This is a genomic window from Streptomyces sp. NPDC032091 (assembly GCF_055580265.1).
Window position 1 is genome coordinate 118,439 of the sequence record NZ_JBVILR010000005.1, and the last position, 21,040, is coordinate 139,478.

Annotated in this window: 18 protein-coding genes; 3 read left to right on the plus strand and 15 right to left on the minus strand. The window is 72.2% G+C overall.

All coding sequences use genetic code 11. From position 1 onward, the window contains the following. Positions 1 to 26: 26 nt before the first annotated feature. From ACZ5NJ_RS10965 to ACZ5NJ_RS11020, 12 genes are all read right to left on the minus strand, one after another. Entirely contained in the window at positions 27 to 362 is a 336-nt protein-coding gene (locus ACZ5NJ_RS10965; RefSeq protein WP_007263454.1) for an RNA polymerase-binding protein RbpA, read from the minus strand. Positions 363 to 469: 107 nt separating this feature from the next. Beyond that, positions 470 to 703 (minus strand): preprotein translocase subunit SecG, encoded by a 234-nt coding sequence (secG, locus tag ACZ5NJ_RS10970; protein WP_358893201.1) that lies wholly within the window; start codon positions 701 to 703, stop codon positions 470 to 472. 121 nt (positions 704 to 824) lie between these two features. Beyond that, positions 825 to 1,613, minus strand: coding sequence for a triose-phosphate isomerase (gene tpiA, locus ACZ5NJ_RS10975; RefSeq protein ID WP_468764419.1), 789 nt, complete (start codon positions 1,611 to 1,613; stop codon positions 825 to 827). A gap of 6 nt (positions 1,614 to 1,619) precedes the next feature. Further along, positions 1,620 to 2,834 (minus strand): phosphoglycerate kinase, encoded by a 1,215-nt coding sequence (locus tag ACZ5NJ_RS10980; protein WP_468764420.1) that lies wholly within the window; start codon positions 2,832 to 2,834, stop codon positions 1,620 to 1,622. A 137-nt stretch (positions 2,835 to 2,971) separates the two neighbouring features. Beyond that, a complete protein-coding gene (gap, locus tag ACZ5NJ_RS10985; RefSeq protein ID WP_468764421.1) occupies positions 2,972 to 3,979 on the minus strand; it encodes a type I glyceraldehyde-3-phosphate dehydrogenase in 1,008 nt (335 codons plus the stop codon). Positions 3,980 to 4,211: 232 nt separating this feature from the next. Beyond that, positions 4,212 to 7,178, minus strand: coding sequence for a M14 family metallopeptidase (locus ACZ5NJ_RS10990; protein WP_468764422.1), 2,967 nt, complete (start codon positions 7,176 to 7,178; stop codon positions 4,212 to 4,214). A gap of 166 nt (positions 7,179 to 7,344) precedes the next feature. After that, positions 7,345 to 8,340, minus strand: coding sequence for a DNA-binding protein WhiA (gene whiA / locus ACZ5NJ_RS10995; protein WP_030237199.1), 996 nt, complete (start codon positions 8,338 to 8,340; stop codon positions 7,345 to 7,347). Beyond that, complete coding sequence (locus tag ACZ5NJ_RS11000) at positions 8,331 to 9,395, minus strand: gluconeogenesis factor YvcK family protein (protein WP_468764423.1); 1,065 nt, start codon at positions 9,393 to 9,395, stop codon at positions 8,331 to 8,333. Before ACZ5NJ_RS11000 ends, whiA begins: the two co-directional genes overlap by 10 nt. Next, a complete protein-coding gene (rapZ, locus tag ACZ5NJ_RS11005) occupies positions 9,392 to 10,339 on the minus strand; it encodes an RNase adapter RapZ (RefSeq protein WP_365152497.1) in 948 nt (315 codons plus the stop codon). Before rapZ ends, ACZ5NJ_RS11000 begins: the two co-directional genes overlap by 4 nt. Further along, the gene (gene uvrC, locus ACZ5NJ_RS11010) at positions 10,336 to 12,336 is read right to left on the minus strand and encodes an excinuclease ABC subunit UvrC (RefSeq protein WP_468764424.1); all 2,001 of its coding nucleotides are present in this window, start codon (positions 12,334 to 12,336) and stop codon (positions 10,336 to 10,338) included. Before uvrC ends, rapZ begins: the two co-directional genes overlap by 4 nt. A gap of 147 nt (positions 12,337 to 12,483) precedes the next feature. Beyond that, complete coding sequence (locus tag ACZ5NJ_RS11015) at positions 12,484 to 13,293, minus strand: hypothetical protein (protein WP_468764425.1); 810 nt, start codon at positions 13,291 to 13,293, stop codon at positions 12,484 to 12,486. 4 nt (positions 13,294 to 13,297) lie between these two features. Then, complete coding sequence (locus tag ACZ5NJ_RS11020; RefSeq protein WP_468764426.1) at positions 13,298 to 13,924, minus strand: papain-like cysteine protease family protein; 627 nt, start codon at positions 13,922 to 13,924, stop codon at positions 13,298 to 13,300. Positions 13,925 to 14,164: 240 nt separating this feature from the next. Between ACZ5NJ_RS11020 and ACZ5NJ_RS11025 the strand changes: the two genes are divergently transcribed. After that, positions 14,165 to 15,124, plus strand: a complete 960-nt coding sequence (locus ACZ5NJ_RS11025) for a hypothetical protein (RefSeq protein WP_468764427.1) — start codon at positions 14,165 to 14,167, stop codon at positions 15,122 to 15,124. 25 nt (positions 15,125 to 15,149) lie between these two features. On the opposite strand, the gene ACZ5NJ_RS11030 is transcribed toward ACZ5NJ_RS11025, so the two are convergent. Continuing rightward, complete coding sequence (locus ACZ5NJ_RS11030) at positions 15,150 to 15,581, minus strand: Rieske (2Fe-2S) protein (protein ID WP_468764428.1); 432 nt, start codon at positions 15,579 to 15,581, stop codon at positions 15,150 to 15,152. An 82-nt stretch (positions 15,582 to 15,663) separates the two neighbouring features. Here ACZ5NJ_RS11030 and ACZ5NJ_RS11035 point away from each other — a divergent pair, with 82 nt between their 5' ends. Further along, positions 15,664 to 16,551: a carbohydrate kinase family protein gene (locus ACZ5NJ_RS11035; RefSeq protein ID WP_468764430.1), complete on the plus strand. Its 888-nt coding sequence runs from the start codon at positions 15,664 to 15,666 to the stop codon at positions 16,549 to 16,551. On the opposite strand, the gene ACZ5NJ_RS11040 is transcribed toward ACZ5NJ_RS11035, so the two are convergent. Beyond that, the gene (locus ACZ5NJ_RS11040; protein WP_468764431.1) at positions 16,541 to 17,179 is read right to left on the minus strand and encodes a TetR/AcrR family transcriptional regulator; all 639 of its coding nucleotides are present in this window, start codon (positions 17,177 to 17,179) and stop codon (positions 16,541 to 16,543) included. The two genes, ACZ5NJ_RS11035 and ACZ5NJ_RS11040, sit on opposite strands and share 11 nt — an antisense overlap. A 65-nt stretch (positions 17,180 to 17,244) precedes the next feature. Here ACZ5NJ_RS11040 and ACZ5NJ_RS11045 point away from each other — a divergent pair, with 65 nt between their 5' ends. Further along, positions 17,245 to 17,898 carry an NAD(P)-dependent oxidoreductase gene (locus ACZ5NJ_RS11045; RefSeq protein ID WP_468764432.1) on the plus strand — a complete coding sequence of 218 codons (654 nt, stop codon included), beginning with the start codon at positions 17,245 to 17,247 and terminating at the stop codon, positions 17,896 to 17,898. Between the two features lie 88 nt (positions 17,899 to 17,986). Here the strand turns inward: ACZ5NJ_RS11045 and uvrA are convergent, their stop codons facing one another. Beyond that, on the minus strand, positions 17,987 to 20,959 hold the full coding sequence (uvrA, locus tag ACZ5NJ_RS11050) for an excinuclease ABC subunit UvrA (RefSeq protein ID WP_468764433.1): 2,973 nt from the start codon (positions 20,957 to 20,959) through the stop codon (positions 17,987 to 17,989). Positions 20,960 to 21,040 lie beyond the last annotated feature (81 nt).

A 21,040-nucleotide genomic window follows, 5' to 3' on the forward strand; every position in this document is an offset into this window, starting at 1 on the left:
TCGAGTGGCCCCGGCTCCGGCCGGTCTCAGATCTCGCCGCGGAGCTTGGCGAGGGCCTCGGCGAGGATCGCCTCGCCGTCCGCGTCCGTGCGGCGCTCGCGGACGTACGCGAGGTGCGTCTTGTACGGCTCGGTGCGCGGCGGTGCGGGCGGGTTGTCCCGGTCCTGGCCGGCCGGGAACCCGCAGCGCGGGCAGTCCCAGGTGTCCGGGACCTGCGCGTCGCTGGCGAAGCTGGGCTGCGTCTCGTGCCCGTTCGAGCACCAGAAGGAGATGCGCAGACGGGGCGCGGACTCACCGCGCTCGGCCTCGCCCATCGGCCCGGCTCCGACCCGACTTCCACGAATCGCGTTGCCACTTGCCACGGTCGTAACTCCCTGCGTGATGGTGCCGCTCAGCGTGAGGGTATACCCGCTGTGGGCGCCTCAGTTTACGTAAAGACCAAGCGGGCCGGGCGATATGGCCGGAACCGTCAGCTGCCGTTCGACTTCATCAGCAGGCCGAGCGCCACGATGCAGGCGAACCACAGCAGGCCGATGACGACCGTGATGCGGTCGAGGTTGCGCTCCGCCACGGAGGAGCCGCCGACGGAGGACTGCATGCCGCCGCCGAACATGTCGGAAAGGCCGCCGCCCTTGCCCTTGTGCATCAGCACGAGCAGCATCAGCAGAGCGCTGAAGACGATCAGGGCGATCGAGAACCCCATAACCACGGCTGATTCCTACTTTCTGGGCTTACGTCTGCTGCTGGGAGGAAGCGGGGGCCGACGGCTGCACCAGCAGCCTCCGGCCCCCGCAAGAGTACGACGGATCGGCCCTACCGCATACTCACTGGTCGCGGAAGCGGACGATCTTGACGAACTCGTCGACGTCCAGCGCCGCGCCGCCGATCAGGGCGCCGTCGACGTCGGGCTGGGCCATGATCGCGGCGATGTTGCCGGCCTTGACCGAGCCGCCGTACTGGATGCGGACCTTGTCGGCCAGCTCCTGGGAGTACAGCTCGGCGAGGCGGCCGCGGATGGCTCCGCAGACCTCCTGGGCGTCCTCGGGGGTGGCGACCTCGCCGGTGCCGATCGCCCAGACGGGCTCGTAGGCGATCACGATGGACTCGACCTGCTCGGCCGGGAGGTCCTTGAGGCCGCCGTCGACCTGGGCGAGGGTGTGCGCGACCTGGTTGCCGGCCTTGCGGACGTCGAGGCCCTCGCCGACGCACAGGATCGGGGTGATCCCGTTGCGGTAGGCGGCCTTCACCTTGGCGTTGCAGAGCTCGTCGGTCTCGCCGTGGTACTGGCGGCGCTCGCTGTGGCCGACGGCCACGAACGTGCACTTCAGCTTGGAGAGCATCGGGCCGGAGATCTCGCCGGTGTAGGCGCCGGAGTCCTGGGCCGAGATGTCCTGGGCGCCGTACTTGATCTTCAGCTTGTCGCCGTCGACCAGGGTCTGGACCGAGCGCAGGTCGGTGAAGGGCGGGAGGACGGCGACGTCGACCGCGTCGTAGTCCTTGTCGGCGAGCGCGAAGGCGAGCTTCTGGACGTGGGCGATGGCCTCCAGGTGGTTGAGGTTCATCTTCCAGTTGCCCGCCATGAGCGGGGTGCGGCCGTTTGCGACAGACGTCATGGTGGTTCAGCCCTCCAGGGCGGCGAGGCCGGGGAGCGTCTTGCCTTCGAGGTATTCGAGGCTGGCGCCACCGCCGGTGGAAATGTGACCGAAGGCGTTCTCGTCGAAGCCCAGGATGCGGACGGCCGCGGCGCTGTCGCCGCCGCCGACCACGGTGAAGGCCCGGCTGTCGACGAGGGCCTGTGCGATCGCGCGGGTGCCGTTCGCGTAGTCGGGGTGCTCGAAGACGCCCACGGGCCCGTTCCAGAAGACGGTCTCCGCGTCGGCGATCTTCGAAGCGTACAGTTCGCGGGTCTTGGGGCCGATGTCCAGGCCCTCCTTGTCCGCGGGGATCTTGTCGGCGTCGACGGTCTCGAAGTCGGCCGGGGTCCCGCCCTTGATGTCGGGGAAGTCGGCGGAGGCGAGGATGTCGACGGGGAGGACGAGCTCGACGCCGTTCTTCTCGGCGCGCTCCATGTACTCGGTGACCTTCGGGACCTGGTCCTCCTGGAGGAGGGAGATGCCGACCTCGTAGCCCTTGGCCTTGAGGAAGGTGTAGGCCATGCCGCCGCCGATGAGGATGCGGTCGGCCTTGCCGAGCAGCTCGTCGATGACGGCGAGCTTGTCGGAGACCTTGGCGCCGCCGAGGACGACCACGTAGGGGCGCTTGACCTCGGCGGTCAGCTTCTTCAGGACGCCGACCTCGGTGGCGATCAGGTAGCCGGCCGCGTGCGGGAGCAGCGCGGGCAGGTCGAAGACCGAGGCGTGCTTGCGGTGGACGGCGCCGAAGCCGTCGCCGACGTAGACGTCGGCGAGCGAGGCGAGCTGCTTGGCGAAGGCCTCGCGCTCGGCCGCGTCCTTGGAGGTCTCGCCGGCGTTGAAGCGCAGGTTCTCGATGACGGCGACCTGGCCGTCCGCGAGGGCGGCGACGGTCTCCTTCGCGGAGGGGCCGACGGTGTCGGTGGCGAAGGCGACCTCGGCGCCGAGCAGCTCGCCGAGCCGCGTGGCGGCCGGGGCGAGCGAGAAGTCCGGCTCCGTGCCGGTGCCCTTGGGGCGGCCCAGGTGCGAGGCGACGACCACGCGGGCGCCCGCCTCGGCGAGCTTGGCGATGGTCGGCTGGACGGCGCGGATGCGGCCGTCGTCGGTGATCACGCCTTCCTTGAGCGGCACGTTGAGATCGGCGCGTACGAAGACCCGCTTGCCGGCGACGCCGTCCGCGAGGAGTTCGTCGATCGTCTTCATGTGTTTCTACTCCTTGTCCCCATACAGGGCTGTTACAGGTGCAGGGCGGATGGGACGGGCAAGCGACAGGGCCCGGACGGCGCCTCATCGCGCCGAGCGGACCCTGTGCTCACATGGTGGTGCCTTGCCCTACGTTCTCAGAGCTGACCGCCGACGAAGACGGTGAGGTCGACGAGGCGGTTGGAGTAGCCCCACTCGTTGTCGTACCAGCCGACGACCTTGACCTGCGTACCGTCCTGCACCATGGTCAGCGAGGAGTCGAAGGTGCACGAAGCCGGCCAGTTCACGATGTCGGAGGAGACGATCGCGTCCTCGGTGTAGTCGAGGATGCCCTTGAGCTGGCCCTCGGCGGCCTTCTGGAAGGCTGCGTTGATCTCTTCCTTGGTGGTCTCGCGGGAGAGCTCCAGGACGAGGTCGGTGACGGAGCCGGTGGGGACCGGGACGCGCATGGCGATGCCGTCGAGCTTGCCCTTGAGCTGCGGCAGGACCAGCGCGGTGGCCTTGGCGGCACCGGTGGAGGTCGGGATGATGTTCTCGGCGGCGGCGCGGGCGCGGCGCAGGTCCGAGTGCGGGAAGTCCAGGATGCGCTGGTCGTTCGTGTACGCGTGGACCGTCGTCATCATGCCCTTGACGATGCCGAAGTTCTCGTCGAGGACCTTGGCCATCGGCGCCACGCAGTTGGTGGTGCAGGAGGCGTTGGAGATGACGTGGTGCTGGGCCGCGTCGTACTTGTCCTGGTTGACGCCCATCACGATGGTGATGTCCTCGTCCTTGGCCGGGGCCGAGATGAGGACCTTCTTCGCGCCGGCCGCGATGTGCTTGGCGGCGTCGGCCTTCTTCGTGAAGATGCCGGTCGACTCGATGACGATGTCGGCGCCCAGCTCGCCCCAGGGGAGGTTCGCGGGGTCGCGCTCGGCGAAGGTCTTGAAGGTGTTGCCGTTCACCGTGATGGTGTCGTCGGTGTGGGAGACGTCGGCCTTGAGGCGGCCCAGGATGCTGTCGTACTTGAGCAGGTGCACGAGGGTGGCGTTGTCCGTCAGGTCATTGACACCGACGACCTCGATGTCCGCCCCCTGCTCGAGAAGCGCCCGGAAGTAGTTGCGGCCAATGCGGCCAAAACCATTGATGCCTACGCGGATCGTCACGAACCGATCTCCTCGTTGGTGCGCCGGCCTGTCCCGCCGGCGAGCTGTATGGGATGTCCCCGACCGCTTACGACCCTACCTCTCCGTGAGCTTCGGAGTGGAATCGGCCGGGGCCTGACACTCCCCCACTCCGTGGGGGTACTCCCGCCGGGACCGTGTACCACTGGCGTGGCGAGCGGCCCCGGCGGCTTTGGCGCCCGTCACTCCGTGTGAGCGACGGGAGGGTCGTGGATCAGCCGTCCAGGGAGCGGAGGGCCTTGCCGATCAGTAGGGCGCGGTCGGCGGCGGCCGGGAGGTGCTCCAGCCCGAAACCGAAGAGGACCGTGTCACGCGTAGTGACGGCCGCGAAGGACTTGAACAGCTCCCCGGTCCTGGACCAATCGCCCGGAACCTCGGGACTACCGGCAGGTGAGCCCTGTGCGGTCCAGGCCCCGAGGGAGGTCTCGAAGCCCTCGACGGCCTGGTCGGCGCCGCCCACGGAGAGCCGGGCCTCGTCCGCGAAGACGCCGCGGCCGCCCGAACCGGGGTCGGTGATGTACGACAGGGAGACCTCGACGGTCTTCCCGGCGTAGGCGCTCAGGTCGAAGGAGACCTGCTTCCAGCCGCCCGAGGAACCGGTGAAGCTGTTCCAGGCCCCGCTGGTACCGCTGGGTGAGCAGCCGCCGCCGGCGAGGGTGAGGTAGTGGCGCAGGAACGGGTGGCCGTTGACGAAGAACCCGGCCCCGCACTCCGCCGGGACGGTGGCGGAGCTCAAGCCGCTCGCTTCCGGAAGTGTGGTCCAGTCCTCCCCGCCGGCCGTGCGGGCCTCCAGGACGGCGTGGTCGTAGCCCTCCTCGGTGTTCCAGTTGAGGGCCGCCTTCAGCGTGGGCCGGTCGGCGGCGGTGACCTTGGTGAGGTCGACGGTGCGGGTGAGGCGCTGCCAGTCGTCGTCCTCGTGGAGGGCCGACGCCATGCCGGTGCCCGCGTACGGGGCGTACGGGTTCACGACCCCGGCGTACTGGCCCGCCTGCGCGCTCTTGAACTGGGGGAACCGCGAGGCCGGCAGGGAGTCGGAGGTGATGCTGAAGGCTCCCGGGGAGTCCAGCGGGTTGCCGGGGCTGCCCGCCGCGTCGCCGAGGGCGCCGCCGGCCCCGGTGAGGGTGCCCGCGCCGGTGAAGCCGGAGGGCGCCTTGACCGTGACCCGGCCGTAGGCGCCGAGGTAGTACTGGCTGAAGTCGTCGGTCAGGGCCGGGCCGACCTGGGCCCGGCCGCCCGCCCGTTCGCCGGCCTCGACGAGCTTGCCGCCCTCGTTGAGGAAGTCGCGGACCGCCAGCTGGGTGGGGCCGCCGGGGGCTCCGGCGCCGGTGTAGTGGACGGCCGTGCGGAAGTGGGACAGCACGCCGAGGTGGTGCGGGGCACCCTGGGTCGCCACGTCCCAGACGGCGGCGGACTTGCCGTTGGCCCGCAGCGCGTCGACGTAGCTCTGGGCGTACTGCGCCTTCGCGCCCTCCTCGGCGATCACCAGCACGTCCGCGCGCGGGCGCTCGGCCACGGTGTACGTGAAGTGCTCGCTGGAGACGGTCTTGCCGCGGTCGCGCCCGGTGAACCAGACCTCGACCTGGTCACCCGGCTTGGTGCCGTCCACCTTCGCCCGGTACTGGTCGAACCAGTTGTTGTCCTCGCCGCCGTAGACGTCGCCGCCCTTCCAGGCCCTGAGCTCGTCGTCGTGGGTACGGCCGCCGTTGACACGGAAGTTGAGGAGCTTGTCCTTCAGCGCCTTGCGGGCGGTGACGGAGACCGTCTGGTCCTCGCCGCGCGCCGCGTAGGAGGTGGTGAAGGGGTCGAGGGTGAAGTCGGCGGCGCTCAGACCGACGGAGGAGGAGGGCCGGTCCGGGTGCGCGGCGCTCTCCCCCACGGACAGCGCGAAGGGCACGTTCTTGGCGAACTCCTGCTGGATCAGCTTCTCGTCGTCGGGGAAGTTGAACCCGGAGGCGCAGTCCTCGGGCTTCCAGCGGTCGTTCGGGTCGATGGCCGAGGCCGTCTGGCAGGTGGTCATCTCCGGCGTGAACATCATGACGCCGTGGGTGTTGGCGGCGTGCCCGTCGGCCTCGCCGTTGGTCGTGTACAGCTCGGAGGAGAGCTGCGGATGATAACCGGGGACCGCCGGGTGCTCCGGGGTGCCGGCGAGCGCCTTGTAGGCGACGTCGTCCGGGGTCGGGGTGGCGACCTGCCAGCCCACTCCGTACAGCAGCAGCTCGGAGGCCGAGTGGTAGTTGATGGCGTACCGGAAGCCGATGCGCTTCTCGAAGGCGTCGAGCGCGACGGTCTCGGGCTCGGACTGCGCCCGGGGGCCGCGGTAGGTCTCGCTGGAGAGGTTCGGCGAGGAACCCTCGTCGTCCCAGCCCCACTTGTAGGCGAAGTTGCGGTTGAGGTCGACCCCGTCCACCGCGGTGATCCTGCCGTCGCCGTTGTTGTCGCGGAGGTTCTTGCGCCACAGCCGGGCGTTGTCGGAGGTGAAGGTGTAGTCGTACCCGTCGGGGTTGGCGGAGAGCAGGAACCACAGCTCGGTGGAGTCCACCAGCTTGGTGATCCGGGCGTCCTTGCCGTAGTTGTCGAGGGTGTGGTGCATCAGCCGGCGGGTCATCTCGGGGGTGATCCACTCGCGGGCGTGCTGGTTGGACATGTAGAGCACGGACGGCTTGTCGCCGTCGCGGGTCTTCCCGGCGTCCTTGGTGACCTTGAGGGCGAGGATGTCCTTGCCCTGGACGGTCTTGCCGATGGAGACGACCTTGGTCAGGGCGGGGTTCTCCCGCGCGGTCCGCAGGATCTCCTCCTGGAGGCCGCCCTTGCCGCTGTAGGGGCGGAAGACGCCGTCCCCGGCGGCCTTGGTGCGGGCCAGCCCCTGGGCGGAGACCTTGCGCTCGGTGAGCTTGACGCCCTGGTCGGCGAGCCCCCGGGCCTGGTCCCCGGTGAGGAAGAGCTCGACCTTCGCGGTGCCGGTCGCGGGCGCCCGCTCGGCGAGCTCGTGGGCGTCCTGGCCGGTGGCGAGGACGAGCGGGACCTGGTCGCGGGTGATGTCGGCGTCGTAGACGCGTACTTCGTCGGCGCCGGGGGCGGTGCCGGACGCGGGCTGTGCCTGGGCGGCCGCGGGCAGTGCGGCCAGTGTGGTTCCGATGACGAGTGCGCTTGCCGCGAGGATCGTTCTCGCGCGTTGCCTCATGTGCCCCCCTGGGCGTCGTCAGCCACGAAAGCGTTCGGGGGCCAGGCTCACGATCCGGCGATGCCCATGTCAATGGGACAAAGGGGACCGGGCCCGCACGGACGGCCGTGCGGGCCCGGTCCGCCCTGCCTGGCGGGGTGGGCGGAGCGGGCGGGGAACTCCCGGCTCAGCCGGCCATGTTGTCGGCCAGTTCCTCGCTGAGGTCGAGGTTGGACTCGGTGCCGGGGATGCCGAGGTCCTGCGCCCGCTTGTCGGCCATCGCCAGCAGGCGGCGGATCCGGCCCGCGACGGCGTCCTTGGTCAGCGGCGGGTCGGCGAGCGCGCCCAGTTCCTCCAGGGAGGCCTGCTTGTGCTCCATGCGCAGCCGGCCGGCCGCGGCGAGGTGCTCGGGGACCTCCTCGCCGAGGATCTCCAGGGCGCGCTGCACCCGGGCTCCGGCGGCCACCGCGGCCCGCGCCGAGCGGCGCAGGTTGGCGTCGTCGAAGTTGGCGAGGCGGTTGGCGGTGGCGCGCACCTCGCGCCGCATCCGCCGCTCCTCCCAGGCCAGCACCGACTCGTGCGCGCCGAGGCGGGTCAGCAGGGCGCCGATCGCGTCGCCGTCGCGGACGACGACCCGGTCCACGCCGCGCACCTCGCGCGCCTTGGCGGCGATGGAGAGCCGCCGGGCGGCGCCCACCAGGGCCAGGGCTGCCTCGGGGCCGGGGCAGGTGACCTCCAGGGAGGAGGACCGGCCCGGCTCGGTGAGGGAGCCGTGGGCCAGGAAGGCACCGCGCCAGGCCGCCTCGGCGTCACAGGTCGCCCCGGAGACCACCTGCGGGGGCAGCCCGCGGATGGGGCGGCCCCGGCCGTCGACGAGGCCCGTCTGGCGGGCCAGCTGGTCGCCGCCGGCGACGACGCGGACGACGAAGCGGCTGCCCCGGCGCAGGCCGCCGGGGGCCATGACGACGAGGTCGGAGGAGTGCCCGAAGATCTCCAGGATGTCCTTGCGGAGCCGTCTGGCGGCGATCCCCGTGTCCAGCTCCGCCTCGATGACGATCCGGCCGCTCACCAGGTGGAGTCCGCCCGCGAACCGAAGGATCGCCGAGACCTCCGCCTTCCTGCAGCAGGTCCGGGTGACGGGGAGGCGGGAGATCTCATCCTTCACCGCAGGCGTCATCGCCATGGGCCGATCCTTCCATGCATCCGAAAAATACGGTCGTACGCGGCGGCCAGCAGCTCCGGGTCGTGCTTCGGAGAGCCGTCCTGCCTGGCCACCGGCGCCAGCTCGACCGCCGCACCGAACCGCTTCGCGGCATCGGCGAGGGACTCGCGGTCGGGCACGGCGGCCTCGTCGGCCAGCACCACGTCCAGGGCGAGTTTAGGGGCGTGTCGGGCCAAAACCTCCAAATGACGCTGCGGAGAGAAGCCCTCTGTTTCGCCCGGCTGCGGGGCGAGGTTCAGCGAGAGGACCTTGCGGGCCTTCGTCGCCGCCAGCGCGTCGAGCAGCTCCGGCACCAGCAGGTGCGGGATGACGGAGGAGAACCAGGAGCCCGGCCCCAGCACCACCCAGTCGGCGTCGAGCACGGCGGCCACGGCCTCCGGCACGGCCGGCGGGTCGCCCGGCACGACCTGGACGGAGAGCACCTCGCCCGGGGTCAGGGCCACGGTGGCCTGCCCCCGGACGGTGTCCACCGCGTCCGGGCGCGCCGGATCGTGCCCCTTGACCAGGGCCTGGAGCTCCAGCGGCACGGCCGACATCGGCAGCACCCGGCCCTGCGCCCCGAGCAGCCTCCCGACCAGGTCGAGGGCCTGGACGGGGTCGCCGAGCTGCTCCCACAGGGCGACGATCAGCAGGTTGCCGACGGCGTGCCCGTGCAGGTCGCCCTGCGACTGGAAGCGGTGCTGGATGACGCGGGCCCAGGTCTGGCCCCAGTCGTCGTCCCCGCACAGCGCGGCCAGCGCCTTGCGCAGGTCGCCGGGCGGCAGCACGCTCAGCTCCTCGCGGAGCCGTCCGCTGGAGCCGCCGTCGTCGGCGACGGTGACCACCGCGGTGAGCTCCCCGGTGATCCGGCGCAGGGCGGCGAGGGAGGCCGAGAGGCCCATGCCGCCGCCCAGGGCGACGACCTTGGGCGCGACGACCTTGGCCGCCCCGCGGCGGCCCGCACGGCCCGCGCCGTCCTCGCCCCTGCCGGGGGTCAGACGGCGCAGGCGGCGCAGCCGCAGGGTCCGTCCGGTCACTCGCGCCCCATGTCCCGGTGGACGACGACGGTCTCGACTCCCTCGGAGGCGAGGCGGGCGGCCAGCTTCTCGGACATGGCGACGCTGCGGTGCTTGCCGCCGGTACAGCCGACCGCGATGGTCACGTACCGCTTGCCCTCGCGGCGGTAGCCGGCGGCGATCAGCTGGAGCAGCTCGGTGTAGCGGTCGAGGAACTCCTTGGCGCCGGGCTGGCTGAAGACGTAGCCCGACACCTCCTCGTTGAGCCCGGTGAAGGGGCGCAGCTCGGGGACCCAGTGCGGGTTGGGGATGAAGCGGCAGTCGACGACGAGGTCGGCGTCGACGGGCAGGCCGTACTTGAAGCCGAAGGACATCACGGTGGCCCGCAGCTCGGGCTCCTCGTCGCCCGCGAACTGGGCGTCCATCTTGGCGCGCAGCTCGTGCACGTTCAGGCTGGAGGTGTCGATGACCAGGTCGGCGTCGCCGCGCAGCTCGCGCAGCAGGTCGCGCTCGGCGGCGATGCCGTCGACGATGCGGCCGTCGCCCTGGAGGGGGTGCGGGCGGCGGACCGACTCGAAGCGGCGGACCAGCGCGTCGTCGGAGGACTCCAGGAAGACGATGCGCCGGGTGACCCCGCGGGCCTCCAGGTCGGCGAGGGACTCGCGCAGGGCGTCGAAGAACTGGCGGCCGCGGACGTCGACGACGACGGCGATCCGCGCCACGTTGCCCTGGGAGCGGGCGCCGAGCTCCACCATGGTGGGGATCAGCGCGGGCGGCAGGTTGTCGACGACGAACCAGCCGAGGTCCTCCAGGCACTTGGCCGCCGTGCTGCGGCCGGCTCCGGACATACCGGAGATGATCACCAACTCGGGGATGGCCGCCTCGGCGTTGTCGCCGGGCTCGGCTGTCGTGCCCGTACTCACCTGTGCTCCGTCTCGGTCGTGCTCGGTCTCGTGCTCGGTCATTGCTCGGTCCCCCGTTCGGACGCGGTCCCCGCGGGCGCGGGCGCCTCGTCCTCAATGATCTCTCCTGTCGCCGTGTTGACGGCAGGACCGGCGGGAACCGCCTGGGCGAGGGCCGCGGCCACGGTCTCGGCCGTCTTGCGGCCTATGCCCGGGACCTCGCAGATCTGGTCGATTGTCGCCTGTCTCAGCTTCTTCACCGAACCGAAGTGCTTCACGAGGGCCTGCCTGCGGCTCTCGCCGAGGCCGGGCACCTCGTCCAGGGGGCCCGCCTTCAGGCGCTTTCCGCGCTTGCTGCGCTGGTACTGGATGGCGAAGCGGTGGGCTTCGTCACGTACGCGCTGGAGCAGGTAGAGGCCCTCGCTGGTGCGGGGCAGGACGACGGGGTCGTCCTCGCCGGGCAGCCAGACCTCCTCCAGCCGCTTGGCGAGGCCGCACACGGCGACGTCGTCGACACCGAGCTCGTCCAGCGCCCGCCGGGCCGCCGCCACCTGGGGCTGCCCACCGTCGACCACGACGAGCTGCGGCGGGTACGCGAACCGCTTGGGGCGGCCGTCGTCCTCGGGCTCGCCGTCCTCGGGGGACCACTCCCCCGTCCTGAGCTTCTCCTGGAGGTAGCGCCGGAACCGGCGCGAGACGACCTCGTGCATGGACCGGACGTCGTCCTGTCCCTCGAAGCCCTTGATCTGGAACCTGCGGTACTCGCTCTTGCGGGCGAGGCCGTCCTCGAAGACGACCATGGAGGCGACGACGTCCTCCCCTTGCAGGTGGGAGATGTCGAAGCACTCGATGCGCAGGGGCGCGCCGTCCAGCTCCAGGGCCTCGGCGATCTCCTCCAGGGCCCGGGAGCGGGTGGTGAGGTCACTGGCGCGCTTGGTCTTGTGCAGGGCCAGGGACTGCTGGGCGTTGCGGTGGACGGTCTCCATCAGGGACTTCTTGTCCCCGCGCTGCGGGACGCGCAGGCTGACCTGCGAGCCGCGCCGCCCGGCGAGCCACTGCCCCAGCGCGGCGGCGTCCTCGGGCACCACCGGGACGAGGACCTCCTTGGGCACGCTCTCGCCGCGCTCCTCCCCGTAGAGCTGCTGGAGGGCGTGCTCGACGAGCCCGGCGGTGTCGACGGCCTCGACCTTGTCGGTGACCCAGCCGCGCTGACCGCGGACCCGGCCGCCGCGCACGTGGAAGATCTGCACGGCCGCTTCGAGCTCGTCCTCGGCGACGGCGATCAGGTCGGCGTCGGTGGCGTCGGCCAGCACGACGGCGTTCTTCTCCATGGCCCGGCGCAGGGCCCCTATGTCGTCGCGCAGCCGGGCGGCCTTCTCGTACTCCATCTCCTCGGCCGCGGCGTGCATCTCCTTCTCCAGCCGGGAGAGGTAGGCGCCGGTGCGGCCGGCCATGAAGTCGCAGAATTCCTCGGCGAGTTCGCGGTGGTCCTCGGGGCTGATCCGGCCGACGCAGGGCGCCGAGCACTTGCCGATGTAGCCGAGCAGGCAGGGCCGTCCGATCTGGGCGGACCGCTTGAACACCCCGGCGGAGCAGGTCCGCACGGGGAACACCCGCAGCATGAGGTCGACGGTCTCGCGGATCGCCCAGGCGTGCCCGTACGGCCCGAAGTACCGCACGCCCTTCTTCTTGGGCCCCCGCATGACCTGCACGCGCGGGTACTGCTCGTTCATGGTGACGGCGAGCGACGGGTAGCTCTTGTCGTCCCGGTACTTCACGTTGAAGCGGGGGTCGTACTCCTTGATCCAGGAGTACTCCAGCTGGAGCGCCTCGACCTCGGTGGAGACGACGGTCCACTCGACGGAGGCGGCGGTGGTGACCATCGTGGCGGTCCGGGGGTGCAGGCCGGCGAGGTCCTGGAAGTAGCTGGCCAGCCGTTGGCGCAGGCTCTTGGCCTTCCCGACGTAGATCACCCGGCGGTGCGCGTCCCGGAACTTGTAGACCCCGGGGGAGTCGGGAATCTCCCCGGGCTTGGGTCGGTAGCTGGAAGGGTCGGCCATGCCGCCCACCCTACTGGCGCACCACGACAACGAACCGTACCGCCGCCCGGCTTCCCCGCGGAGCGGGGCGGGTCGGGGACGGGCCCCGCGGGGCCCGGCACCGGCCGCACGCGGCCGGGCCGGACCCCGCGGGAGGGGGCGCGGGGGTCAGCCCCCGGCGGTGCGGCGCCGCCGCAGCAGGGCGACGGCCCCCGCCGCGCCCAGCGCCAGCGCCCCGGCGCCGCCGGCGAGCACCGCCCCCGGCCCGCCACCGGCGCCGGCACCGTCACCGGCGGCGGACGACGGCCCGGTCCCGGCGAAGCCCCCCGCCAGGCCCCGCCGCGCGTACGCGGACCCCGGCAGCTTGTCCCCGTACGCCTTCACGACCCGCGCCCGGTACGCCCCGAGCGGGACCCCGTCCGGGCCGACGGCCCGCACCGCGTCCTCGTCCAGCGGCAGCACCCGGCCGCCGTCGGCGACGTACCACGCGTCGATCTGCGGCTCCCGGAACACGGTCCCGCCGGGCAGCTTCGCGGCCCCGAGAGCCGCGTAGCGGAACTCGTCGTCGCCGGTGGCGATGTTCACGACCTCCCATCCGGTGCCGGTCTTCGCGGTCCACAGGGCCGCCTTCTGTCCGTCCGAGGACACGGCCTCGCTCGCCAGGAACTCCACCCGGGCCACCGCGGCGCCTGCCTTCCCGGCGACGAACTCCGGTGCCAGGTAGCTCACCGGTATCGCCTCCCCCTCGATCCGGGGCCGGGCGGCGGCCACCGACACCTTCCCCTCCCGGGCGAAGAACCTGGACAGGGTGGCCAGGGTGTCCGGCGCGGCGGCGGCCTCGTGCGCGGCGGCCCGGTTCTCGGCGGTGGCGGTCTGCGGCTGCGGGACGGGCGCGGCCGAGGCCTGTCCGCCCAGGGCGGCGGTCAGGGCGGCGGCCGCGAGGGCCACGGCGGCGGCGCGTGCGGTCTTGGCGGTCACGCGGTCACGCCCCGATCCGGTAGAGGGAGTGGGTCCAGGAGAAGGTGTCGTTGTCCACGTACCAGGCGTGGGAGGCCCAGTTGTAGCGGTCGTTCGAGGGCCACGGGTCGCCCCAGTAGACCCAGCTGCTCGCGGTGTCGTACCCGTAGAGGACGTGCATGTGGCCGCCGCCGCCCGACCACTGGATCCGGGTCTCGACGGGCCGGTTGGCGTTGATCTCGGTCTGGACGGTGGAGTACTGGAGCCAGCCGGTGACGTAGTTGCCGGGGTTGATGCCGGCCCAGCGCAGCGCGGTCTGGACGTTGCCCAGCGTGGCCTGGTTGTTGGGGCACTCGGTGCCCTGCTGGCGGTTGAAGGCGGCGTTGCAGAACTGGTTCTGGCTGTAGGTGCGGCCGAACCAGGTGGCGATGGTGTTGCCGCTCGCGGCCCAGCACCAGTTGTTCTTCTGCTGCGCCTGCATGGTGATGTCGAGCCGCTTGTACGCCAGGGCCGACGTCGGGGCGGCGCCCGGGTCGGCGGTCGGGGCGGCGGCGGTGGCGGTTCCGGCGCCGGACCCGAGGGTCAGCAGTACGAGCAGCAGGGCGGAGATCAGGGAGGCGGCCGGGGAGAGCCGCCCTCTTCTGTTGCGCATCGCGTTCCTCCCGAGGTGGGGACTCAGGTGTGTGGGGGTGGAGGAGCGCGTCCGGACGCTGTGGAGGAGCATCGGGGTGTTGTCGCGATCAGGTCAACACGTTTCAATACGCGGTGACATTGCAGTGTGAACGGTGGGACTGCGGTGTGAACGGTTGCTCTCGTTCCACCTGGTCTCCCCGCACCACGGCCCGCTCCCCCGCCTCCCGGCGCGTGTGAACGTTCACAGAGGAGAGTCGCCATGCCGCCGACCGGCGACACGACGGGCCCGCCGGCTCCGGCGGCCGCGGCGGACCTCGGACAGCTGCTGCGCGGCGGCCCCTTCCACCTCGCCCTGCGCGCCGCCCTCGCCGCACGCGGACTGCCCCTGCACCGGGTGCGGCACCGGCTCGCGGAACGCGGCATCAAGCTCGGGGTGACCAGCCTCAGCTACTGGCAGCAGGGCGCCCGGCGCCCCCGCCACCGGGAGTCGCTGCGGGCGGTCTCCGCCCTGGAGGAGATCCTGGAACTCCCCCGGGGCTCCCTGCTGCGCCTGCTGGCCGACCCGGGGCCCGCCGCCGGCCCGCCCCGCCCGGCCGCCCGGCCCTACCGGGCGCTGGTGAGCGTCGGCGCGGCGGTGGAACGGCTGCTGGCGGCGATGGAGCTCCCGGCGGACGGCGGCCTGCACTCGGTCGGCCACCACGAGCGGGTCCGCATCGGCCCGGACGGCGAGCTGCGCACGCGCGAGTCGCAGCAGATCGTGCGGGCCCACCGCGACGGCGTCGACCGCTACCTCGCCGTCCACCACGGCGACCCGGGCTGTGACGCGGCCCGGGTGGCGGTGACGGCGTACGAGAACTGCCGCACGGGCCGGGTGCGCTGCCACCCTGAGGCCGGCGTGGTGGTGGCGGAGCTGCTCTTCGACGCGCGGCTGCGGCGCGGGGACACGTACGTCTTCGGCTACGGCATCGAGGACGGCACGGGCGCGCGCAGCACCGAGTACGTGCGCGGCTTCAGCTACGCGGGCGGCCAGTACATGCTCCAGGTCCGCTTCGACGAGGCGGCGCTGCCCGTCCGCTGCCACCGCTTCGCGCGCGCCTCCCCGGCGGCCCCCCGCACCTCCCTGTCCGACCTCACCCCGAGCGGCCGCCACCGCGCGGTCCACCTGGTGGAGCAGGCGGTCCGCCCGGGGATCCTGGGCATCGCCTGGGAGTGGGAGTAGGGGCGGCCCCGCGCTCGGCCCGCGATCAGCCCGCGATCAGCTTGCCGTTCTCCGCCTTGACCGGGACGGCCGGGAGGGGATCGGCGGCGGGGCCGCGCAGGACCTTGCCGGTGGTGACGTCGAAGCGGCTGCCGTGGCAGGGGCAGTTGCCCTCACCCTTGTCGATCTTGTCGAGGACGCAGCCCGCGTGCGTGCACGTGGCGCTGAACGCCTTGTACTGGCCCTCCGCCGGGCAGCTGACGACGAGCTTGTGCTCCCGGAACAGCTTCGAGCCGCCGACCGGCACCTCCGTCGCGGCGCCCAGCTCGACCGGCTTCCCGGGGACGGCGGGGCCGCCCGCGCCGCTCCCGCCCTCGGTCGAGCAGGCGGTGAGCGCCGCCCCCGCGCCCACGGCCCCGGCGAGCGCGGCGGCGCCCTTGAGGACGGTACGGCGGGCGGCGGGCTGTGACGCGGACATGCGGTTCTCCTGGCGCGAGGGGGCGGGCCCCGGGCGGGGCCCACCCGACGATACCGGCGCCCGATGGGATACCTTCCCCCGCGTGATCGTCGTCGGTGGAGAAGCCCTGATCGACCTCGTGCCCCTGGCGGAGCCACCGGGCGCGCTGTTGCCCCGGCCCGGCGGCGGACCGTACAACACCGCCCTGGCGCTGGGCCGACTGGGAGCGCCGGTGGCCTTCTGCTCCCGGGTGTCCGCCGACGGCTTCGGCGAGGGACTGCTCGCCGGGCTGCGGGCCGCCGGGGTGGACCTCTCGCTGGTACAGCGCGGGCCCGAGCCGACCACGCTGGCCGTGCCCTCCCTCTCCCCGGACGGCTCGGCCGCGTACGGGTTCTACGTGGAGGGCACCGCCGACCGGCTGTTCACCCTGCCGCCCGCGCTGCCCCCGGGGGCGCGGGCCCTGGCGCTCGGCACCTGTTCGCTGGTGCTGGAGCCGGGCGCGCGTGCGTACGAGGCCCTGCTGCGGCGGGAGTCGGGGCGCGGGCTGCTGACCCTGCTCGACCCGAACGTCCGCCCGGCCCTGATCGCCGACCCGGCCGGCTACCGGGAGCGGTTCATGGACCGGCTGCCGTACGTGTCGGTGCTGAAGCTGTCCGAGGAGGACGCGGACTGGCTGGGCGGCCGGGTCCGGGACTGGCTGGCGGCGGGGCCCTCGGCCGTGGTGCTGACCCGCGGTGCGGCGGGGCTGACGGTGTGGACCTCCGACGGCGCGGAACACAGCGCGGCGGCCCGTCCGGTGACCGTCGCGGACACGATCGGCGCGGGCGACACCGTCAACGCGGCCCTGCTGTACCGGCTCGCGGGCACCGGGGACCCGCGTGGGGCGGACTGGCCGGACGTACTGGCCTTCGCCGCCCACGCGGCCGCGCTGACCTGCACCCGGGCGGGGTGCGAGCCCCCGTACGCGGCCGAACTCGGCCTCAGCCGATAGCGGCCCACAGGGTCCGGGCGAGGGCCGGGGCGAACTCCTCCACCGGCTGGACCACTCCGGCGCCGGAGAAGTGGAGGAAGAAGGCCCGCTGGAAGCAGGCGCCGAGCAGCAGCGCGGCGGCGGCGCGCGGGTCCGCGTCCGGCCGGAGCCGGCCGGCGTCGAGCTCGCGGCGCAGCCGCCCTTCGAGGGCGTCGAGCACCACGTGCGGACCCTGCCCGATCTCCTGGATCCCCTCGCGGTGGCGGCTGAGCAGGGCGGGCTCGGCGAACAGCGAGGCTGCCATCGGCATGGCCTCGGCGTAGAACAGCGCGGCGTGCCGGGCGATGTCGGCCAGCGCCTCCTGGAGGGCGCCCCCACCGGGGCCGGGGCCGGCGTCGTCGGCGTCGGCGTCGGCGTCGGCGTGGAGGGCGGCCATGAGCGGGCCGGCGTTGGGCGTGCGCTCCATCAGCACCCGGACGAACAGCTCTTCCTTGTTGGCGTAGTGCTTGTAGAGCGCCGCCTCCGAGCAGCCCGCCTCGCGGGCGATGGCCTTGGTGGTGGTGTTGGCCAGGCCGATGGTGCGCATGAGGGTCTCGGCGGCGTCCAGCAGCCGCTCGGAGGCGGGCCGGGTTGACTTCGGGGTGGGCATTCACTCACCCTAGTGGACACAGGGGTGAGTGAATACTCACCCACCACTGTCGACAGGGGACCACGATGAAGATCACGGTGTTCGGAGCGACGGGCGGAGTGGGCCGCGAGGTGGTGCGGCAGGCCCTCGCCGCGGGCCACGAGGTGACGGCGGTCGTCCGCGACCCCGCCCGGCTGGACGTACCCGCCGAGGACCGCCTGCGGGTGGCGGTGGTCGCCGACCTGACGGACGGATCGGCGCTGCTGCCGGTGCTGGCGGGGCAGGACGCGGTGGTCTCCGCGCTGGGCTCGGCGAGCAACAAGCAGGCCCGGCTGCACCCGGTCACCGGCCCCGCCCTGCGGTCGGTCGTCGCGGCGATGGAACGGGCGGGGGTCGAGCGGCTCACGGCGGTCAGCGCGGCTCCACTGGGACCGGACGCGGAGGGAGACGGGGTGCTCCTGCGGAAGGTGGGCTACCCGCTCCTGCGGTGGGCGCTGCGCGACCTGTACGCGGACCTGGCGGTCATGGAGGCGGCCATCGCGTCGGCGAGCGCGGTCCGGTGGACGGTGGTCCGGCCCCCGCGCCTCCTGAACCGGCCCGGCACCGGCCGCTACCGCCGGGCCCTGGACGCCAATGTGCCGGGCGGGCGGGTCATCGCCCGCGCCGACGTGGCGACGGCCCTCCTGGACGTCCTGTCCGACCCGTCGACGACGGGCCACGCGGTGGGCGTCGCCGCGTAGCCCGGGGTGGCGGGTACCGGGTACCGGGTACCGCCGCGCGGTACTTGCTCCGCGCGGCGGCACCCGCACTCCGGACCCGCCCCACCGGCTACGCCTTGCGCGCGGCCCTGGCCGTCTTCTTCGCCGGGGCCGCCTTCTTCGCCGGGGCCGCCTTCTTCGCCGGGGCCGCCTTCTTGCGGGCGCCCCGCGCCGCCGGCACCGTCGCCGCGTCGGAGATCCGCTCCGCCCCCAGGATGTCCCGCAGGAACTTCCCGGTGTGGCTCGCGCCCACCGACGCGACCTGCTCCGGCGTGCCCTCGGCGACGACGAGCCCGCCGCCGTAACCGCCCTCGGGGCCCATGTCGACGACCCAGTCGGCGGTCTTGATGACGTCCAGGTTGTGCTCGATGACGATCACCGAGTTCCCCTTGTCCACCAGCCCCGACAACACCTTGATCAGCTTCGAGATGTCCTCGAAGTGCAGACCGGTCGTCGGCTCGTCCAGCACGTACACCGTCCGCCCCGTCGACCGCTTCTGCAGCTCCGACGCCAGCTTCACGCGCTGCGCCTCGCCGCCCGACAGGGTCGGCGCAGACTGCCCGAGGCGGACGTAGCCCAGGCCGACCTCGGTCAGCGTCTTCAGGTGCCGGGCGATCGTCGGGACCGCCTCGAAGAACTCCAGCGCCTCCTCGATCGGCATGTTCAGGACTTCCGCGATGGACTTGCCCTTGTAGTGGACCTCCAGCGTCTCCCGGTTGTACCGGTCGCCGTGGCAGACCTCGCACGGGACGTACACGTCCGGCAGGAAGTTCATCTCGATCTTGATCGTGCCGTCACCGGAGCAGTTCTCGCACCGGCCGCCCTTGACGTTGAAGGAGAAGCGGCCCGGCAGGTAGCCGCGCACCTTCGCCTCCATGGTCTCCGCGAACAGCTTGCGCACGTGGTCGAAGACGCCCGTGTACGTCGCCGGGTTGGACCGCGGCGTCCGGCCGATCGGCGACTGGTCGACGTGCACCACCTTGTCGACGAGGTCGTCGCCGTCCACCCGGGTGTGCCGGCCCGGCACGGACCGGGCGCCGTTCAGCTCGCGCGCCAGGTGCGTGTAGAGGATGTCGTTGACCAGCGTGGACTTGCCGGAGCCCGACACGCCCGTGACCGCCGTGAGGACGCCCAGCGGGAAGGACACGTCGATGTCCCGCAGGTTGTTCTCCTTGGCGCCGTGGACGGTGAGCCTGCGCTCCTCGTCCACCGGCCGGCGGACGTCCGGCACGGGGATGGACCTCTTGCCGGACAGGTACTGCCCGGTCATCGACTCGCCGTTCTTCAGCAGCTCCTTGAGCGAGCCGCTGTGCACCACCTTGCCGCCGTGCTCGCCGGCGCCCGGGCCGATGTCCACGACCCAGTCGGCCACCTTGATGGTGTCCTCGTCGTGCTCGACGACGATGAGGGTGTTGCCCATGTCCCTCAGCCGCACCAGCGTCTCGATCAGCCGGTGGTTGTCGCGCTGGTGCAGGCCGATGGACGGCTCGTCCAGCACGTACAGCACGCCCACCAGGCCGGAGCCGATCTGCGTCGCGAGGCGGATGCGCTGGGCCTCGCCGCCCGACAGGGTGCCGGCGGCGCGGTTCAGCGAGAGGTAGTCCAGGCCGACGTCGACCAGGAAGCGGAGCCGCTCGTTGACCTCCTTGAGGACCCGCTCGGCGATCTTCTTGTCGCGGGCGTCCAGCTTCAGGCGCCCCAGGAAGTCGGCGCACTCGCTGATCGACATCGCGGCGACCTCGGCGATGGACCGCTCCATCACCGTGACGGCGAGCACGATCGGCTTGAGCCGGGTGCCCTCACAGGTCGGACAGGGCACCTCGCGCATGTAGCCCTCGAAGCGCTCGCGGCTGGCGTCGCTCTCGGACTCGGCGTGCCGCCGCTTGACGAACGGCACGGCGCCCTCGAAGGCCGTCGTGTACGCGCGCTCGCGCCCGTACCGGTTGCGGTAGCGGACCTCGATCTGGGTCTTGTGCCCGTACAGCAGGGCCTTCCTGGCCCGCTGCGGCAGCCCGGCCCACGGGATGTCGGTGCGGAAGCCCAGCTCGCCGGCGAGCGCGCCGACCAGCCGCTGGAAGTAGTCCTTGGTGTGGCCCAGCGACCAGGGCGAGACCGCGCCCTCGTCCAGCGACTTGTCCTCGTCCGGGACGATCAGCTCCGGGTCCACCTCCATGCGCGTACCGATGCCGGTGCACTCGGGGCAGGCGCCGAAGGGCGAGTTGAAGGAGAAGGAGCGCGGCTCCAGCTCCTCGAAGGACAGGTCGTCGTACGGGCAGTAGAGGTGCTCGGAGAACATCCGCTCACGCTCGGGGTCGTCCTCGGCGAGGTCGACGAAGTCCAGGATGACCATGCCGCCGGAGAGCCCGAGCGCGGTCTCGACGGAGTCGGTGAGCCGGCGCTTGGCGCTGTCCTTGACGGTGAGGCGGTCGATGACCACCTCGATGGTGTGCTTCTCCTGCTTCTTCAGCGTGGGCGGCTCGGCGAGCTGGATGGTCTGGCCGTCCACCCGGGCACGGCTGTAGCCCTTGGTCTGGAGGTCGGCGAAGAGGTCGACGAACTCGCCCTTGCGCTCGCGGACCAGCGGGGACAGCACCTGGAAGCGGCTGCCCTCGGGGAGCGCGAGGACCTTGTCGACGATGGCCTGCGGGGACTGCCGGGAGATCGGACGCCGGCACTCGGGGCAGTGCGGCTTGCCGATGCGGGCGAAGAGCAGGCGGAGGTAGTCGTAGACCTCGGTGATGGTGCCGACGGTGGAGCGGGGGTTGCGCGAGGTCGACTTCTGGTCGATCGAGACGGCCGGGGAGAGGCCCTCGATGAAGTCGACGTCGGGCTTGTCCATCTGACCCAGGAACTGGCGGGCGTACGACGAGAGCGACTCGACGTAGCGGCGCTGGCCCTCGGCGAAGATCGTGTCGAAGGCCAGGGAGGACTTGCCCGAGCCGGAGAGTCCGGTGAAGACGATGAGGGAATCGCGGGGCAGGTCGAGCGAGACGTTCTTCAGGTTGTGCTCGCGAGCGCCACGAACGATGAGACGGTCGGTCACGCCGGTCCGCACCTTTCTTGAGAGAGCGGGGGCACAGGCCCCCGGCTTGTCCAGGGTATGGGGGGCGCCTCTGCGATGGAC

What these genes read in the sequence shown, in the direction of transcription:
- whiA (WP_030237199.1), bottom strand. Translation starts at nt 8,340, where the DNA reads ATGGCGATGACGCCTGCGGTGAAGGATGAGATCTCCCGCCTCCCCGTC.
- rapZ (WP_365152497.1), bottom strand. Translation starts at nt 10,339, where the DNA reads ATGACCGAGCACGAGACCGAGCACGACCGAGACGGAGCACAGGTGAGT.
- uvrC (WP_468764424.1), bottom strand. Translation starts at nt 12,336, where the DNA reads ATGGCCGACCCTTCCAGCTACCGACCCAAGCCCGGGGAGATTCCCGAC.
- ACZ5NJ_RS11020 (WP_468764426.1), bottom strand. Translation starts at nt 13,924, where the DNA reads ATGCGCAACAGAAGAGGGCGGCTCTCCCCGGCCGCCTCCCTGATCTCC.
- ACZ5NJ_RS11025 (WP_468764427.1), top strand. Translation starts at nt 14,165, where the DNA reads ATGCCGCCGACCGGCGACACGACGGGCCCGCCGGCTCCGGCGGCCGCG.
- ACZ5NJ_RS10990 (WP_468764422.1), bottom strand. Translation starts at nt 7,178, where the DNA reads ATGAGGCAACGCGCGAGAACGATCCTCGCGGCAAGCGCACTCGTCATC.
- secG (WP_358893201.1), bottom strand. Translation starts at nt 703, where the DNA reads ATGGGGTTCTCGATCGCCCTGATCGTCTTCAGCGCTCTGCTGATGCTG.
- ACZ5NJ_RS11045 (WP_468764432.1), top strand. Translation starts at nt 17,245, where the DNA reads ATGAAGATCACGGTGTTCGGAGCGACGGGCGGAGTGGGCCGCGAGGTG.
- ACZ5NJ_RS11030 (WP_468764428.1), bottom strand. Translation starts at nt 15,581, where the DNA reads ATGTCCGCGTCACAGCCCGCCGCCCGCCGTACCGTCCTCAAGGGCGCC.
- ACZ5NJ_RS10980 (WP_468764420.1), bottom strand. Translation starts at nt 2,834, where the DNA reads ATGAAGACGATCGACGAACTCCTCGCGGACGGCGTCGCCGGCAAGCGG.
- ACZ5NJ_RS11040 (WP_468764431.1), bottom strand. Translation starts at nt 17,179, where the DNA reads ATGCCCACCCCGAAGTCAACCCGGCCCGCCTCCGAGCGGCTGCTGGAC.
- tpiA (WP_468764419.1), bottom strand. Translation starts at nt 1,613, where the DNA reads ATGACGTCTGTCGCAAACGGCCGCACCCCGCTCATGGCGGGCAACTGG.